This window comes from Actinokineospora spheciospongiae (assembly GCF_003182415.1).
Taxonomy (GTDB): domain Bacteria; phylum Actinomycetota; class Actinomycetes; order Mycobacteriales; family Pseudonocardiaceae; genus Actinokineospora; species Actinokineospora spheciospongiae.
In genome coordinates this window covers 282692-296596 of record NZ_QHCP01000003.1, presented here as the reverse complement: position 1 = coordinate 296596, position 13905 = coordinate 282692, and the positions used below count along the sequence as shown (strand labels likewise).

General features: G+C 68.3%; 27 protein-coding genes. All 27 read right to left on the bottom strand.

Features of this window, described 5'->3' with window-relative positions:
* Positions 1-14: 14 nt before the first annotated feature.
* Positions 15-200 carry a hypothetical protein gene (locus tag DFQ13_RS08940; protein ID WP_110079469.1) on the bottom strand — a complete coding sequence of 62 codons (186 nt, stop codon included), beginning with the start codon at positions 198-200 and terminating at the stop codon, positions 15-17.
* Positions 197-577: a 30S ribosomal protein S13 gene (gene rpsM, locus DFQ13_RS08935; protein WP_035279562.1), complete on the bottom strand. Its 381-nt coding sequence runs from the start codon at positions 575-577 to the stop codon at positions 197-199. The genes DFQ13_RS08940 and rpsM overlap by 4 nt, the downstream gene beginning before the upstream one ends.
* A 184-nt stretch (positions 578-761) precedes the next feature.
* Positions 762-875 (bottom strand): 50S ribosomal protein L36, encoded by a 114-nt coding sequence (rpmJ, locus tag DFQ13_RS08930; protein WP_018682809.1) that lies wholly within the window; start codon positions 873-875, stop codon positions 762-764.
* Positions 876-933: 58 nt separating this feature from the next.
* Entirely contained in the window at positions 934-1155 is a 222-nt protein-coding gene (gene infA / locus DFQ13_RS08925) for a translation initiation factor IF-1 (RefSeq protein ID WP_005166804.1), read from the bottom strand.
* 250 nt (positions 1156-1405) lie between these two features.
* Positions 1406-2182, bottom strand: coding sequence for a type I methionyl aminopeptidase (map, locus tag DFQ13_RS08920; protein WP_035279643.1), 777 nt, complete (start codon positions 2180-2182; stop codon positions 1406-1408).
* 50 nt (positions 2183-2232) lie between these two features.
* Positions 2233-2781: an adenylate kinase gene (locus DFQ13_RS08915; protein ID WP_110079468.1), complete on the bottom strand. Its 549-nt coding sequence runs from the start codon at positions 2779-2781 to the stop codon at positions 2233-2235.
* A complete protein-coding gene (secY, locus tag DFQ13_RS08910) occupies positions 2778-4076 on the bottom strand; it encodes a preprotein translocase subunit SecY (RefSeq protein WP_035279557.1) in 1299 nt (432 codons plus the stop codon). Before secY ends, DFQ13_RS08915 begins: the two co-directional genes overlap by 4 nt.
* A gap of 492 nt (positions 4077-4568) precedes the next feature.
* On the bottom strand, positions 4569-5012 hold the full coding sequence (gene rplO, locus DFQ13_RS08905; protein ID WP_035279555.1) for a 50S ribosomal protein L15: 444 nt from the start codon (positions 5010-5012) through the stop codon (positions 4569-4571).
* Position 5013: 1 nt separating this feature from the next.
* Positions 5014-5193: a 50S ribosomal protein L30 gene (gene rpmD, locus DFQ13_RS08900; protein WP_035279552.1), complete on the bottom strand. Its 180-nt coding sequence runs from the start codon at positions 5191-5193 to the stop codon at positions 5014-5016.
* A 2-nt stretch (positions 5194-5195) separates the two neighbouring features.
* The gene (rpsE, locus tag DFQ13_RS08895; RefSeq protein WP_035279549.1) at positions 5196-5855 is read right to left on the bottom strand and encodes a 30S ribosomal protein S5; all 660 of its coding nucleotides are present in this window, start codon (positions 5853-5855) and stop codon (positions 5196-5198) included.
* Positions 5856-5886: 31 nt separating this feature from the next.
* Entirely contained in the window at positions 5887-6288 is a 402-nt protein-coding gene (rplR, locus tag DFQ13_RS08890) for a 50S ribosomal protein L18 (RefSeq protein WP_035279547.1), read from the bottom strand.
* A 2-nt stretch (positions 6289-6290) separates the two neighbouring features.
* Entirely contained in the window at positions 6291-6830 is a 540-nt protein-coding gene (rplF, locus tag DFQ13_RS08885) for a 50S ribosomal protein L6 (RefSeq protein WP_035279546.1), read from the bottom strand.
* A 15-nt stretch (positions 6831-6845) separates the two neighbouring features.
* The gene (gene rpsH, locus DFQ13_RS08880) at positions 6846-7244 is read right to left on the bottom strand and encodes a 30S ribosomal protein S8 (protein WP_035279544.1); all 399 of its coding nucleotides are present in this window, start codon (positions 7242-7244) and stop codon (positions 6846-6848) included.
* A 102-nt stretch (positions 7245-7346) separates the two neighbouring features.
* Positions 7347-7532 (bottom strand): type Z 30S ribosomal protein S14, encoded by a 186-nt coding sequence (locus DFQ13_RS08875; protein WP_035279543.1) that lies wholly within the window; start codon positions 7530-7532, stop codon positions 7347-7349.
* Position 7533: 1 nt separating this feature from the next.
* Positions 7534-8097: a 50S ribosomal protein L5 gene (gene rplE / locus DFQ13_RS08870; RefSeq protein ID WP_035279541.1), complete on the bottom strand. Its 564-nt coding sequence runs from the start codon at positions 8095-8097 to the stop codon at positions 7534-7536.
* A 2-nt stretch (positions 8098-8099) separates the two neighbouring features.
* Positions 8100-8435: a 50S ribosomal protein L24 gene (gene rplX, locus DFQ13_RS08865; RefSeq protein WP_035279539.1), complete on the bottom strand. Its 336-nt coding sequence runs from the start codon at positions 8433-8435 to the stop codon at positions 8100-8102.
* Between the two features lies 1 nt (position 8436).
* Positions 8437-8805, bottom strand: coding sequence for a 50S ribosomal protein L14 (rplN, locus tag DFQ13_RS08860; protein ID WP_018682823.1), 369 nt, complete (start codon positions 8803-8805; stop codon positions 8437-8439).
* A gap of 73 nt (positions 8806-8878) precedes the next feature.
* A complete protein-coding gene (gene rpsQ, locus DFQ13_RS08855) occupies positions 8879-9157 on the bottom strand; it encodes a 30S ribosomal protein S17 (RefSeq protein WP_035279536.1) in 279 nt (92 codons plus the stop codon).
* Complete coding sequence (gene rpmC / locus DFQ13_RS08850) at positions 9154-9399, bottom strand: 50S ribosomal protein L29 (protein ID WP_035279534.1); 246 nt, start codon at positions 9397-9399, stop codon at positions 9154-9156. Before rpmC ends, rpsQ begins: the two co-directional genes overlap by 4 nt.
* Positions 9399-9818 carry a 50S ribosomal protein L16 gene (gene rplP / locus DFQ13_RS08845; RefSeq protein ID WP_035279531.1) on the bottom strand — a complete coding sequence of 140 codons (420 nt, stop codon included), beginning with the start codon at positions 9816-9818 and terminating at the stop codon, positions 9399-9401. The genes rpmC and rplP overlap by 1 nt, the downstream gene beginning before the upstream one ends.
* Positions 9819-9821: 3 nt before the next feature.
* Positions 9822-10652: a 30S ribosomal protein S3 gene (gene rpsC, locus DFQ13_RS08840; RefSeq protein ID WP_035279527.1), complete on the bottom strand. Its 831-nt coding sequence runs from the start codon at positions 10650-10652 to the stop codon at positions 9822-9824.
* Positions 10652-11065, bottom strand: a complete 414-nt coding sequence (rplV, locus tag DFQ13_RS08835) for a 50S ribosomal protein L22 (protein WP_035279524.1) — start codon at positions 11063-11065, stop codon at positions 10652-10654. The genes rpsC and rplV overlap by 1 nt, the downstream gene beginning before the upstream one ends.
* A 46-nt stretch (positions 11066-11111) precedes the next feature.
* On the bottom strand, positions 11112-11393 hold the full coding sequence (gene rpsS, locus DFQ13_RS08830; RefSeq protein ID WP_018682829.1) for a 30S ribosomal protein S19: 282 nt from the start codon (positions 11391-11393) through the stop codon (positions 11112-11114).
* Between the two features lie 17 nt (positions 11394-11410).
* Positions 11411-12244 (bottom strand): 50S ribosomal protein L2, encoded by an 834-nt coding sequence (gene rplB / locus DFQ13_RS08825; protein WP_035279522.1) that lies wholly within the window; start codon positions 12242-12244, stop codon positions 11411-11413.
* Positions 12245-12258: 14 nt separating this feature from the next.
* The gene (gene rplW, locus DFQ13_RS08820) at positions 12259-12558 is read right to left on the bottom strand and encodes a 50S ribosomal protein L23 (protein WP_035279520.1); all 300 of its coding nucleotides are present in this window, start codon (positions 12556-12558) and stop codon (positions 12259-12261) included.
* Positions 12555-13241, bottom strand: coding sequence for a 50S ribosomal protein L4 (rplD, locus tag DFQ13_RS08815; RefSeq protein ID WP_035279519.1), 687 nt, complete (start codon positions 13239-13241; stop codon positions 12555-12557). Before rplD ends, rplW begins: the two co-directional genes overlap by 4 nt.
* Positions 13241-13891, bottom strand: a complete 651-nt coding sequence (rplC, locus tag DFQ13_RS08810; RefSeq protein WP_035279518.1) for a 50S ribosomal protein L3 — start codon at positions 13889-13891, stop codon at positions 13241-13243. The genes rplD and rplC overlap by 1 nt, the downstream gene beginning before the upstream one ends.
* Positions 13892-13905: the final 14 nt, after the last annotated feature.

The following is a 13905-nucleotide window of genomic DNA, read 5'->3' as shown; positions in this document are numbered from 1 at the left end:
TCTTCGGGTATCTCCTACTCGGACCGCGAGGTGGTGATCTCAGGAGCGGCGTCCCGGATGATTGATCCGGCGTCCTTGTACAGGTCGCGCAGGGCGGCCGGGCGGGCACACCTGGGCGCGACGGTGTAGGCCATGAATGACCTGTTGCGACGTCGGCGCTGCGGCACGACGTGCGACACGGACTCGCAGCTCTTGCTCACTTCTTGCCGGCCTTCTTCTTGCCGGCGACCGTCTTCTTGGGGCCCTTGCGGGTGCGGGCGTTGGTCTTGGTGCGCTGTCCGCGCACCGGCAGACCGCGGCGCCACCGCAGGCCCTCGTAGCAGCCGATCTCGATCTTCCGGCGGATGTCGGCCTGGACCTCGCGGCGCAGGTCACCCTCGACCTTGAAGTTCTGGTCCATGTACTCGCGGAGCTTGATCAGGTCCTCGTCGGAGAGGTCCTTGGCCCGCAGGTCGGGGTCGATGTTCGTGGCGGCCAGCAGCTCCTTGGAGCGGGTGCGGCCGATCCCGAAAATGTAGGTCAGCGCGATCTCCATCCGCTTTTCGCGGGGGAGGTCGACGCCGGCGAGTCGTGCCATCTCGGCGTTGTCTCCTCTGTGTCTTCCCCGGGTTTGCTCCCCCACCACCCCGGACCGACTCAAGGTCCGGGACCCGGCCTGGGGTCCGGGCGTGCTCCGGGTCCGTGTGACCCGACAGGTTGGGGGAGGCCTTCTTCATTGCTCTATCTGTGCGTCTGGTCTGCGACCGGGCGCTCGGCGGTGATCAGCCCTGGCGCTGCTTGTGGCGCAGGTTCTCGCAGATCACCATGACCCGGCCGTGACGGCGGATCACCTTGCACTTGTCGCAGATCTTCTTGACGCTCGGGTTGACCTTCACGTCTGCTGTTCTCCTGCTTCGGCCGTGGCTGCCCGGTCCGGGGGGACCGGGAGGCTCGTCACTTGTAGCGGTAGACGATGCGGCCGCGGGACAGGTCGTAGGGCGAGAGCTCCACGACTACCCGGTCCTCCGGCAGGATGCGGATGTAGTGCTGCCGCATCTTGCCGCTGATGTGTGCCAGGACCTTGTGGCCGTTCTCCAACTCGACGCGGAACATCGCGTTGGGGAGTGGCTCGACCACGCGGCCTTCGACCTCGATGGCCCCGTCCTTCTTGCCCATGTCCTCCGCGTTTCGTGACGTTGGTTCGCTGTTGGGTGGCTGGTGCTTGTCGTGCTGGTCCTGCTCCCCGGCGGGCGCGCGGCACGGCAGCAGGAACTGCACCGGGCGACGCGCACGACGGATTCGGCGCTGAGCGCCACCGGTCAAGTGTACGCACAGTGCCGACGGGCACAAAATCCGGGTTGCCGATCCGTCAAGAACCGGTGTGAAATTCACTCGATCGAGTCGAGTGTGGCGGAAGAACCGCTGGTCAGACGCCCTCGGGCGCGGTGAGGACCCACGGGCCGTCCTCGGTGATGGCGACCGTGTGCTCCCAGTGCGCGGCGCGGCTGGCGTCGGCGGTGACGACCGTCCAGCCGTCCTCCAGCTCCACCGTCTCCTCGCTGCCCAGGGTGAGCATGGGCTCGATGGCGATCGCCATGCCGACGCGCAGCTTGGGGCCTCGGCCGGGCTTGCCGTAGTTCGGCAGGAACGGGTCCATGTGCATCGAGCTTCCGATGCCGTGGCCGCCGTACTCGCGGACGATGCCGTACTCGCGGCCGTGCGCGCGCCCGGCCGCCAGCGTGGCGGTCTCCACCGCGTGCGAGATGTCCGAGAGCCGGGCACCCGCGACGGCGGCCTTGATGCCCGCCTCCATGGACAGCCGGGTGGCCGTCGACAGGTCCTCGTCCGCCGCGGAGACCCCGCCGATGGCCAGGGTCACCGCGGAGTCGCCGTGCCAGTCGTCGAGGATCGCCCCGCAGTCGACCGAGAGCAGGTCGCCCTCGGCCAGCACCTGCGACCCCGCCGGGATGCCGTGCACGATCTGCTCGTTGACCGAGGCGCAGATGCTCGCCGGGAAGCCGTGGTAGCCCTTGAAGGACGGCACGGCGCCCGCGTCGCGGATGGTCTGCTCGGCGATCTCGTCCAGCTCGGCGGTGCTCACCCCGGGCTTGGCCGCGGCGGTGACCTCGGCGAGCGCCCTGGCCACCACCAGCCCGGCCGCGCGCATGGCCTGCAGCTCGGCGGGCGACTTGATCTCGATCATCCGGGCCTTCCAGGTCGCGAGCGCCATCCGGAAGGCGCTGAAACCACCGCTCATCCCCGGTCGCGCAGGGCCGACAGGACCCGACCGGTGATCTCGTCGACCTCGCCGACCGCGTCCAGCGTGATCAGCTTGTCGGCGTAGTACTCCAGCAGCGGGGCGGTCTCCTTGCGGTAGACGTCCAGCCGGTGGCGGATCACGTCCTCGCTGTCGTCGACCCGGCCGCGGCCGAGCAGCCGCCCGACCACGACGTCCTCGTCGATCTTGAACTCGACCACGGCGTCCAGGTCGACCCCGCCGAGGGCGTCGCGCAGGAAGTCGGCCTGGCCGGTGTTGCGCGGGAAGCCGTCGAGCAGGAAGCCCGCCCGGGTGTCCTCGTCGGCGAGCCGGACGCGGACCATCTCGTTGGTGATCTCGTCGGGGACCAGGCCGCCGCTGTCGATGATCGCCTTGACCCGCAGGCCCAGCTCGGTGCCGTTCGCGATGTGCGCTCGGAACAGGTCACCCGTGGAGATGTGCGGTACGCCGAGCTGACGGCTGAGCGCAGTTGCCTGGGTTCCCTTGCCCGCACCGGGCGGACCGACGAGCACAACACGAGTCACTTGAGGAACCCTTCGTAGTTACGCTGCATGAGCTGGCTCTCGATCTGCTTCACGGTGTCCAGGCCGACGCCGACCATGATGAGCACCGCGGTGCCGCCGAACGGGAAGTTCTGGTTCTGCCCGCTGTCGGTCACTTCGAGGAAGAAGTTCGGCAGCACCGCGATGATGCCGAGGTAGAGCGAGCCGGGCAGGGTGATCCGGCTCAGGACGAACTGCAGGTACTCCGAGGTGGGGCGCCCGGGGCGGATGCCGGGGATGAAGCCGCCGAACTTCTTCATCTCGTCGGCGCGCTCGTTCACGTTGAACGTGATGGTGATGTAGAAGTACGTGAAGAAGATGATCAGCAGGAAGTACACGCTGATGTGCACCCAGCTGTCCTGCTTCACGATGTAGTTCGCGATGAAGTTCTGCCAGCCCGCGCCGTCCGCGCCGACCAGGCGCGAGATCAGGTCCGGCAGGTACAGCAGCGACGAGGCGAAGATGACCGGGATGACGCCCGCCTGGTTCACCTTGAGCGGCAGGTAGGTCGAGGTCCCGCCGTACATCCGGCGGCCGATCATGCGCTTGGCGTACTGCACCGGGATGCGGCGCTGGCCCTGCTCGACGAACACCACGCTGGCGATGATCAGCAGCGCGAACACGCAGACGACGGCGAAGGTCACGCCGCCCTTGTCCAGGATGGCGGCACCCTCGGCCGGGATGCGGGCCGCGATGTTGATGAACATCAGCAGGGACATGCCGTTGCCGATGCCGCGCTCGGTGATCAGCTCGCCGAACCACATGATGATCGCGGTGCCCGCGGTCATCGTGACCACGATGACGATCAGCGTGAAGATGTTGCTGTTCGGGATGATCGGGTCCTGGCAGTTGCCGAAGAGCTGCCCGCGGTCGGCCATCGCCACGATGCCGGTGGCCTGCAGGATCGCCAGGGCGATCGTCAGGTACCGGGTGAACTGGGTCAGCTTGCCCTGGCCGGACTGGCCTTCCTTCTTCAACTGCTCGAACCGCGGGATGACCACGGTGAGGAGCTGGATGATGATGCTCGCGGTGATGTAGGGCATGATGCCCAGCGCGAAAACGGAGAGCTGGAGCAGCGCGCCGCCGCTGAACAGGTTCAGAAGCTGCACGACGCCCTGGTCGTCGACGTTCTCCAGGCACCGCTTGACGTTCGGGTAGGACACACCGGGCGACGGGATCGTCGCGCCCACCCGGTAGATCGCGATGATCATGAGGGTGAACAGGATCTTGCGGCGCAGGTCCGGCGTCGCGAGAGCCGAGCGGAAGGCGCTGAGCACCGCAAGAACCTCCTCGGCGTCACCGGCAGCTCGGTGCCGGTGAACGGCTGGAGCCGGCTGGTCAGCCGGCACGTACACGATGTTCCCGAACGACCGCTTGGTGGCAGGACGGGAACGCTCCGGGGGACAGGGCTCCCGCAGCGTGCTCCCGACTCTAACAGTACGGCGAGTAGGTGGAGCACCCCCCGGGGTGCACTGAAAGCGACGATCACTACTGGTGAACAGCGGATCGGCGGCGGTTGCTCCGATGGGCTGACGCCGTTCGTCGGTGGTGCCCCCGCCTTGCGCGGGACGCGATGACACCGCGCGCCGATTGGGGGAGGAATTGCGCACCCGCGCTCAACCGGTCATCGCCCCGCCGGATGTCGATCGGGGACGCCCCACTCCCCCACCGGGCCCGGGCAGTGGGCTGGGGGACCCGCGCGAGGCCCTGTGCACAAGCGAGAAGGGCCGGAACCCCGTGGGGGTTCCGGCCCTTCTCGTGCGCCTGGATCAGACGGTGGTGGCGGTGCCACCGGCCGCGGACAGCTTCTCCGACGCGGAGCCGGAGAACTTGTCGGCGGTGATGTCCAGCTTCACGCCGTTCAGGTCGCCGTTGCCGAGGACCTTGACCAGCGAGCCCTTGCGGACCAGGCCCTTGGCGACGAGGTCGGCGATGCCGACCGTGCCGCCGTCGGGGAACGCCACGGCGATGTCGCCGACGTTCACGACCTGGTACTCGACCCGGAAGCGGTTCTTGAAGCCCTTGAGCTTCGGCAGCCGCATCTGGATCGGCATCTGGCCACCCTCGAAGCGCGCGGGGACGTTCTTGCGCGCCTTGGTGCCCTTGGTGCCTCGACCGGCCGTCTTGCCCTTGGAGCCCTCACCACGACCGACGCGGATCTTGTCGGACTTGGCACCGGGGGCCGGGCGCAGGTGGTGGATCTTGATGGCCATGTCAGACCTCCTCGACGGTCACGAGGTGGCGGACGGTGTGGATCAGGCCGCGCACCTCGGGGGAGTCCTCGCGCACGGTGCTCTGCCGGATCTTGCGCAGGCCGAGGGTGCGGAGGGACTCGCGGTGGTTGCGCTTGGTGCCGATGCTGCTCTTGACCTGGGTGACCTTGAGCTGCGCCATGGTCAGGCCCCCGTTCCGGCAGCGGCGGCCGCGCGGGCGCGGAGCATGCCCGCGGGTGCCACGTCCTCCAGCGGCAGGCCGCGGCGGGCCGCGACCTCTTCCGGCCGCTGCAGACCGCGCAGGGCCGCCATGGTGGCGTGCACGATGTTGATCGCGTTGTCCGAGCCGAGCGACTTGGACAGCACGTCCTGGATGCCCGCGCACTCCAGCACCGCGCGGACCGGACCACCGGCGATCACACCGGTACCGGCGGACGCCGGGCGGAGCAGCACGACGCCCGCGGCCTTCTCACCCTGGATGGGGTGCGGGATGGTGCCGCCGATGCGCGGGACGCGGAAGAAGCTCTTCTTGGCTTCCTCGACGCCCTTCGCGATCGCGGCGGGCACCTCCTTGGCCTTGCCGTAGCCGACGCCGACCATGCCGTCGCCGTCGCCGACGACGACCAGCGCGGTGAAGCTGAAGCGCCGACCGCCCTTGACGACCTTCGCGACGCGGTTGATCGCGACGACGCGCTCGAGGTGCGGGGTCTTCTCCTGGGCCTGGCCGCGACCGCCGTCACGCCGGTCGCGACCGCCGCGGCGCTCGCCGCGCTCGTTGCCGCCGCCCTGCTGACCGCCGCCCGGGCCGCCCTGCCCGCCGAACTGCCGTGTACGTCCCGGCATCAGGCGTTCCTTCCATCGTTGCTGTACGTCATCAGAACTCCAGCCCCGCTTCGCGGGCCGAGGTGGCCAGCGACGCGATCCGGCCGGTGTACTTGTTGCCGCCGCGGTCGAAGACGACCTTGGCGATGCCCGCGTCCTTCGCCCGGGCGGCGAGCAGCTCGCCGACCTTGGCCGCGCGGGCCTTCTTGTCGCCGTCCACCGCGCGCACGTCGGCCTCCAGGGAGGACGCGGACGCGAGGGTGTGCCCGGCCAGGTCGTCGACGATCTGCGCGGTGATGTGCCGCGAGGACCGGTTCACGACCAGGCGGGGGCGCTCCGAGGTGCCGCTGATCTTCTTGCGGAGCCGGAAGTGCCTGCGGGTCTTGGCGATGCGCCGGGAGGTGGAGATGTCCTTGCCCACCGGCTTGCGCTTGGTGACAGTCGCTTCGCTCATGATCACTTACCCGTCTTTCCGACCTTGCGGCGGATCTTCTCGCCCGCGTACCGCACACCCTTGCCCTTGTACGGGTCGGGCTTGCGGAGCTTGCGGATGTTGGCCGCGACCTCGCCGACCTGCTGCTTGTCGATGCCCGAGACGGAAAACTTCGTCGGGCTCTCGACAGCGAAGGTGATGCCCTCGGGGGCGACGACCTTGACCGGGTGGCTGAAGCCCAGGGCGAACTCGAGGTCCGAACCCTTGGCCAGAACGCGGTAACCGACGCCGTGGATCTCGAGCTTCTTCTCGAAACCCGCGGTCACGCCGACGACGACGTTGTTGACGAGCGAGCGGGTCAGGCCGTGCAGGGCACGGTTCTGGCGCTCGTCGTTGGGCCGCTTGACCTCGAGCGTGCCGTCCTCGGCGCGCTCGACGACGATCGGCTCGGACACCGTCAGCGTGAGGGTGCCCTTGGGCCCCTTGGCGCTGAGCTGCTGCCCGTCGATGGTGATGTCGACCCCGGTCGGGACGGGGATCGGAAGCCTACCGATGCGAGACATGCTGCTACCCCTCCCTTACCAGACGTACGCGAGGACTTCGCCGCCCACGCCCTGCTTGCCCGCTTGCCGGTCGGTCAGCAGGCCACCGGACGTGGAGATGATCGCCACGCCCAGGCCGCCGAGGACCTTCGGCAGGTTGGTCGACTTCGCGTACACCCGCAGACCGGGCTTCGACACCCGGCGCAGACCGGCGATGCTGCGCTCGCGGTTCGGGCCGTACTTGAGGGTGACGACGAGGTTCTTGCCCTTCTCGCCGTCCTCGTCGCGGAAGCCCGCGATGTAGCCCTCGCGCTTGAGGATCTCGGAGATGTGCGCCTTGAGCTTCGAGTGCGGCAGCACGACCTCGTCGTGGTACGCCGAATTCGCATTGCGCAGACGGGTCAGGAAGTCTGCGATCGGGTCGGTCATCGTCATGGGTGACCTGTCAACCTTTCTCGCCGTGGTTCCCTCGCGGGCCTGCGGCGAACTGGGGGTAGAGCGGGCGAGGAGCCCGGGCCCGCGAGGGGCCCGGGTTCCCTACCAGCTGGACTTGCTGACGCCGGGCAGTTCGCCCCGGTGCGCCATCTGGCGCAGGCAGATCCGGCACAGGCCGAACTTGCGGAACACGGAGTGCGGACGGCCGCAGCGGTTGCAGCGGGTGTACGCGCGCACCGCGAACTTCGGCTTGCGAGCGGCCTTGGCGACCAGAGCCTTCTTCGCCATCTCAGTTCTCCTTGAACGGGAAGCCCAGGTGCTTGAGCAGCGCCCGGCCCTCCGCGTCGTTGGTCGCGGTGGTCACGATGGTGATGTCCATGCCGCGGGGGCGGTCGATGGCATCGGGGTCGATCTCGTGGAACATGGACTGCTCGTTGAGACCGAAGGTGTAGTTGCCGTTGCCGTCGAACTGCTTCGGGGACAGACCGCGGAAGTCGCGAATCCGGGGCAGCGCGATGGTGAGCAGGCGGTCGAGGAACTCCCACATGCGGTCGCCGCGCAGGGTGACCCGAGCGCCGATCGGCATGCCCTCGCGCAGCTTGAACTGCGCGATGGACTTGCGGGCCTTGCGGACCTCGGGCTTCTGGCCGGTGATCGTGGCGAGGTCGCGGACCGCGCCCTCGATCAGCTTGCCCTCACGGGCGGCGTCGCCGACGCCCATGTTGACGACGACCTTCACGACGCCGGGGATCTGCATGGGGTTCGAGTACGCGTACTCGTCCCGCAGGGCGACCGTGATCTCCTCGCGGTACCGGGTCTTCAACCGGGGGATGATCTTCTCAGTGGTGGACATGATCAGATCTCCTTCCCATTGCCGTTGGTGCCGCGGGCGATCCGGACCTTGTTGCCCTCGTCGTCGAACTTGTAGCCGACCCGGACGGCCTTGCCGTCGTTGACCAGCATCACGTTGCTGATGTGGATCGGGGCCTCCTGGGTCACGATGCCGCCGGACTGCGCGCCGCGCTGGGTCTGCGAGACCCGCGTGTGCTTCTTGATCCGGTTGACACCCTCGACGAGGACCTTGTTGGTGTCGGGGTAGGCCTGGATGACCTTGCCCCGCGCGCCCTTGTCCTTGCCCGCGATGACGACGACCGTGTCGCCCTTCTTGACCTTGAGCTTGGGCTTCGCCATGTCAGAGCACCTCCGGCGCCAGCGAGATGATCTTCATGAACTTCTTGTCGCGCAGCTCGCGGCCCACCGGGCCGAAGATGCGCGTGCCCCGCGGCTCGCCCTCGTTCTTGATGAGGACGGCGGCGTTCTCGTCGAACCGGATGTAGGAACCGTCGGGACGGCGGCGCTCCTTGACGGTGCGGACGATGACGGCCTTGACGACGTCACCCTTCTTCACACCGGCGCCGGGGATCGCGTCCTTGACGGTGGCGACGATGATGTCGCCGATGCCGGCGTAGCGGCGACCGGAGCCGCCGAGAACACGGATGCAAAGGATTTCCTTCGCACCGGTGTTGTCGGCGACCCGAAGCCGCGACTCCTGCTGGATCACTACTTACTCCTGACCATTCGTGGCCTGCCAGATTTCCGACCTGACAGGCTCGGCCTAGCAGAAAACGGAAGTATTACTTGGCCTTCTCGAGGACCTCGACCAGGCGCCAGCGCTTGGTGGCCGACAGCGGCCGGGTCTCCATCAGCAGGACGCGGTCGCCCACGCCCGCCGTGTTCTCCTCGTCGTGCGCCTTCACCTTGGTGGTGAAGCGCAGGACCTTGGCGTACCGCGGGTGCTTCTTGCGGTCTTCCAGGGCCACGACGACGGTCTTGTCCATCTTGTCCGACACGACCAGGCCCTCGCGGACCTTGCGGTTGTTGCGGACCTCGACGGATTCAGTGTTCTCGCTCATGCGGATGCCTCACTCGACGCCTCATCGGGGGACACCGACAGCCCGAGCTCGCGCTCGCGCATGACGGTGTAGATGCGGGCGATGTCGTGCTTGACGGTGCGCAACCTGCGGTTGTTGTCGAGCTGACCGGTCGCCATCTGGAACCGAAGGTTGAACAGCTCTTCCTTCGCCTCTCGCAGACGCGCCACGAGCTCCTCGTCGCTGAGCTCGCGCATGTCCGCCGCGGTGGTACCCGCTGCCATCAGAAGTCACCACCCTCACGCGTGACGATGCGGCACTTCATCGGGAGCTTGTGGATCGCCCTGCGGAGTGCCTCGCGCGCGATCTGCTCGTTCGGGAAGCTCATCTCGAAGACGACGCGACCCGGCTTGACGTTCGCCACCCAGTACTCCGGCGAACCCTTTCCGGAACCCATGCGGGTTTCGGCGGGCTTCTTGGTGAGCGGGCGGTCCGGGAAGATGTTGATCCAGACCTTGCCGCCACGGCGGATGTGCCGGTTGATGGCGATACGAGCGGACTCGATCTGGCGGTTCGTCACGTAGGCGGGCTCGAGCGCCTGGATGCCGAACTCGCCGAAGGTGACCTTCGTGCCGCCCTTGGCAGCACCCGACCGCTTGGGGTGGTGCTGCTTGCGGTGCTTGACCCTGCGCGGGATGAGCACTGGTCAGCCCTCCCCGTTGGAAGCGGTCTCCGCCGCGGGGGCGTCGACCTTCGTCTGCGCCTCGGCGGCCGCGCGGCCCGCCTCGGTGCTGGTGGCGGTGGTGCCCGAGGCACCGGAGCGGCGAGCGCGGTTCGGGCGCTCGCGGCGCGGCTCGCGGCGGTTGTCCGGCGCGGCCGAGCGGGGGTTGTTGTCGGCCTCGCGGCGACCGCCGACGACCTCGCCCTTGTAGATCCACACCTTCACGCCGATGCGGCCGAAGGTGGTGCGGGCCTCGAAGAAGCCGTAGTCGATGTCCGCGCGCAGCGTGTGCAGCGGGACGCGACCCTCGCGGTAGTGCTCCGAGCGCGACATCTCGGCACCGCCGAGGCGGCCACCGCACTGCACCCGGATGCCCTTGACCTGCGGCGAGCGCATGGCCGACTGGATGGCCTTGCGCATCGCGCGCCGGAAGGACACGCGGTTGGACAGCTGCTCGGCGGTCACCTGGGCGACCAGCTGGGCGTCGGACTCGGGGTTCTTGACCTCGAGGATGTTGAGCTGCACCTGCTTCTTGGTGAGCTTCTCCAGCTCACCGCGGATGCGGTCGGCCTCGGCGCCGCGGCGGCCGATGACGATGCCCGGGCGGGCGGTGTGGATGTCCACCCGCACGCGGTCACGGGTGCGCTCGATCTCCACGCGGGAGATACCGGCGCGCTCCATGCCCTTGGACAGCAGGCGGCGGATCTTGACGTCCTCCGCCACGTACTCGGCGTACTGCTTGTCGGCGTACCAGCGGGACCGCCAGTCGGTGGTGATCCCGAGCCGGAAGCCGTGTGGGTTGATCTTCTGCCCCATTAGCGGGCACCACCCTTCTTCGCGGCCTTGGCCGCAGGCTTCGGCCGGGACTCGACCTCGACCGTGATGTGGCTCGTGCGCTTGCGGATGCGGTACGCGCGACCCTGCGCACGCGGCCGGAAACGCTTCAGCGTCGGGCCCTCGTCGACGAACACCGTCTTGATCCAGAGGGTGTCCGGGTCGAGGCTGAGGTTGTTCTCTGCGTTGGCAATGGCACTGGCGAGCACCTTCGCGACCGGCTCACTTGCCGCAAACGGCGCGAACCGGAGCACTGCCAGGGCCTCGCTGGCGCTACGACCCCTGATGAGCTCAACGACGCGACGCACCTTCATCGGAGTGTCGCGGACGTAGCGAGCCCGAGCGACGGCGCTGGGGTATTCCTCCTGCGCCGTAGCTGCGTTGCGGGCGTTCATCGCTGCTTCCCCTTAGCTCTTTCTCTGCTCTGTGAGTTCGTGCCGACTAGCGGCGGCGGGCCTTGCGGTCGTCCTTGATGTGGCCCTTGAACGTGCGGGTCGGGGCGAACTCGCCCAGCTTGTGACCCACCATGGCCTCGGAGACGAACACCGGGACGTGCTTGCGGCCGTCGTGCACCGCGATGGTGTGACCCAGCATGTCCGGGATGATCGTGGACCGGCGGGACCAGGTCTTGATGACGGTCTTCTTGCCCGACTCGTTGAGAGCGTCCACCTTCTTGAGCAGGTGGTCGTCCACGAACGGGCCCTTCTTCAGGCTGCGTGGCATTGCTTCTACCTCCCTGCTCAGCGCTTCTTGCCGGTACGCCGGCGGCGGACGATCAGCTTGTCGCTGGGCTTGCGGCGACGGGTGCGGCCCTCGGGCTTGCCTGCCGGGTTCACCGGGTGGCGACCACCGGAGGTCTTGCCCTCACCACCACCGTGCGGGTGGTCGACCGGGTTCATCGCGACACCGCGGACGGTCGGGCGCTTGCCCTTCCAGCGCATGCGCCCGGCCTTGCCCCAGTTGATGTTGGCGTGCTCGGCGTTGCCCACCTCGCCGACGGTGGCGCGGCAGCGCACGTCGACGTTGCGGATCTCACCGGACGGCATGCGGAGCTGCGCGTACGGGCCGTCCTTGGCCACGAGCTGCACGCTGGCACCGGCGGACCGGGCGATCTTCGCGCCGCCACCGGGGCGGAGTTCGATCGCGTGGATCACGGTGCCGACGGGGATGTTGCGCATCGGCAGGTTGTTGCCCGGCTTGATGTCGGCGCGGGGGCCGTTCTCGATCGGGTCGCCCTGCTTGAGCTTGTTCGGCGCGATGATGTAGCGCTTCTCGCCGTCCGCGTAGTGCAGGAGCGCGATGCGCGCCGTGCGGTTCGGGTCGTACTCGATGTGCGCGACCTTGGCGGGCACGCCGTCCTTGTCGTTGCGCCGGAAGTCGATCAGTCGGTACGCGCGCTTGTGGCCGCCACCCTTGTGCCGGGTGGTGATCCTGCCGTGCGCGTTGCGACCGCCCGTGCCGTGCAGGGGGCGGATCAGCGACTTCTCCGGCGTCGACCGCGTGATCTCGGCGAAGTCCGAGACACTGGAGCCGCGACGACCCGGGGTCGTCGGCTTGTACTTGCGGATTCCCATGTGTTCTCAGTCCCTTACGCGGCCGGGCCGCCGAAGATCTCGATCGGCTTGCTCTCGGCGGACAGCGTCACGATCGCTCGCTTGGTGTCCTTGCGCTTGCCGTACCCGGTGCGGGTGCGCTTGCGCTTGCCGTTGCGGTTGAGCGTGTTCACGCTCACCACCTTGACGCCGAACACCTTCTCGACCGCGATCTTGATCTGGGTCTTGTTGGCGTCCGGGGACACCAGGAAGGTGTACTTGTTCTCCTCGAGCAGCCCGTAGGACTTCTCGGAGATCACCGGCGCGAGAAGGATGTCTCGGTGGTCGGGGATCACTTGTCCTCCTCGGACTGCTCGGCCTCGGCCGACGTGGCCTTCGCCCTGGCGCCGCCCTGGCTGGGGCGGGTGAGGAAGGCGTCGAGCGCGGCCTTGGTGAACACGACGTCGTCGTTGACGAGGACGTCGTAGGTGTTCAACTGGTCCGGCGCGATCACGTGCACGTTGGGCAGGTTGCGCACCGACACCCAGGCGACGTCCTCGGAGCGGGTGAGCACGACGAGCAGGCGCTTGGCGTCGGACACCGACGCCAGCAGCGTGCGCGCGGTCTTGGTCGACGGGGTGTCCCCCTCGACCAGGCCGGACACGACGTGCACCTGGCCCGCGCGGGCCCGGTCCGAGAGCGCACCGCGCAGCGCGGCGGCCTTCATCTTCTTGGGGGTCCGCTGCACGTAGTCGCGCGGCTGGGGACCGTGCACGACGCCACCGCCGACGAACTGCGGCGCGCGGGTCGAGCCCTGCCGGGCGCGGCCGGTGCCCTTCTGGCGGTAGGGCTTGCGACCACCGCCGGACACCTCGCCCCTGGTCTTGGTGGAGTGCGTGCCCTGCCGGGCGGCGGCCATCTGCGCGACGACGACCTGGTGCATCAGCGGCACGTTGGCCTGCACGTCGAAGATCTCGTCGGGCAGCTCGGCCGTGCCGTCGGTCGTGCCCGCGGGGGTCTTGATGTCAACGCTGGTCATCAGGCACCGCCCTTCGCGGCCGTGCGGAGGAACACCAGGCCGCCCTTGGGGCCGGGAACGGCGCCCTTGAGCAGGATCAGGCCGGACTCGGCGTCGACCCGGTGGACCTTGAGGTTCTGCGTGGTCACCTTCACGTGGCCCATGCGACCGGCCATGCGCAGGCCCTTGAAGACCCGGCCGGGGGTGGCGCAGCCGCCGATGGAACCCGGCGAGCGGTGCTTGCGCTGGGTGCCGTGCGAAGCGCTGAGGCCCTTGAAGCCGTGGCGCTTCATGACACCGGCGGTGCCCTTGCCCTTGGTGGTGCCGGTGGCGTCGATGACCTGACCGGCCTCGAACACCTCGGCGGTGATCTCCTGGCCGACCTCGTAGCCGCCCGCGTCGCTGGTGCGCAGCTCCGCGAGGACGCGGCGCGGGGTCACGCCCGCCTTGGCGAAGTGGCCGGACTCCGGCTTGTTGACCTTGCGCGGGTCGATGGCACCGAAGGCGAGCTGGACCGCGACGTAACCGTCGGACTCCTGGCTGCGAACCTGGGTGACCACGTTGGGACCCGCCTTGACGACGGTCACCGGAACGATCCGGTTGTTCTCGTCGAAGACCTGGGTCATCCCGAGCTTGGTGCCCAGGATTCCCTTCATCTGCCTGTCAGACATGGCTCTTTACTCTC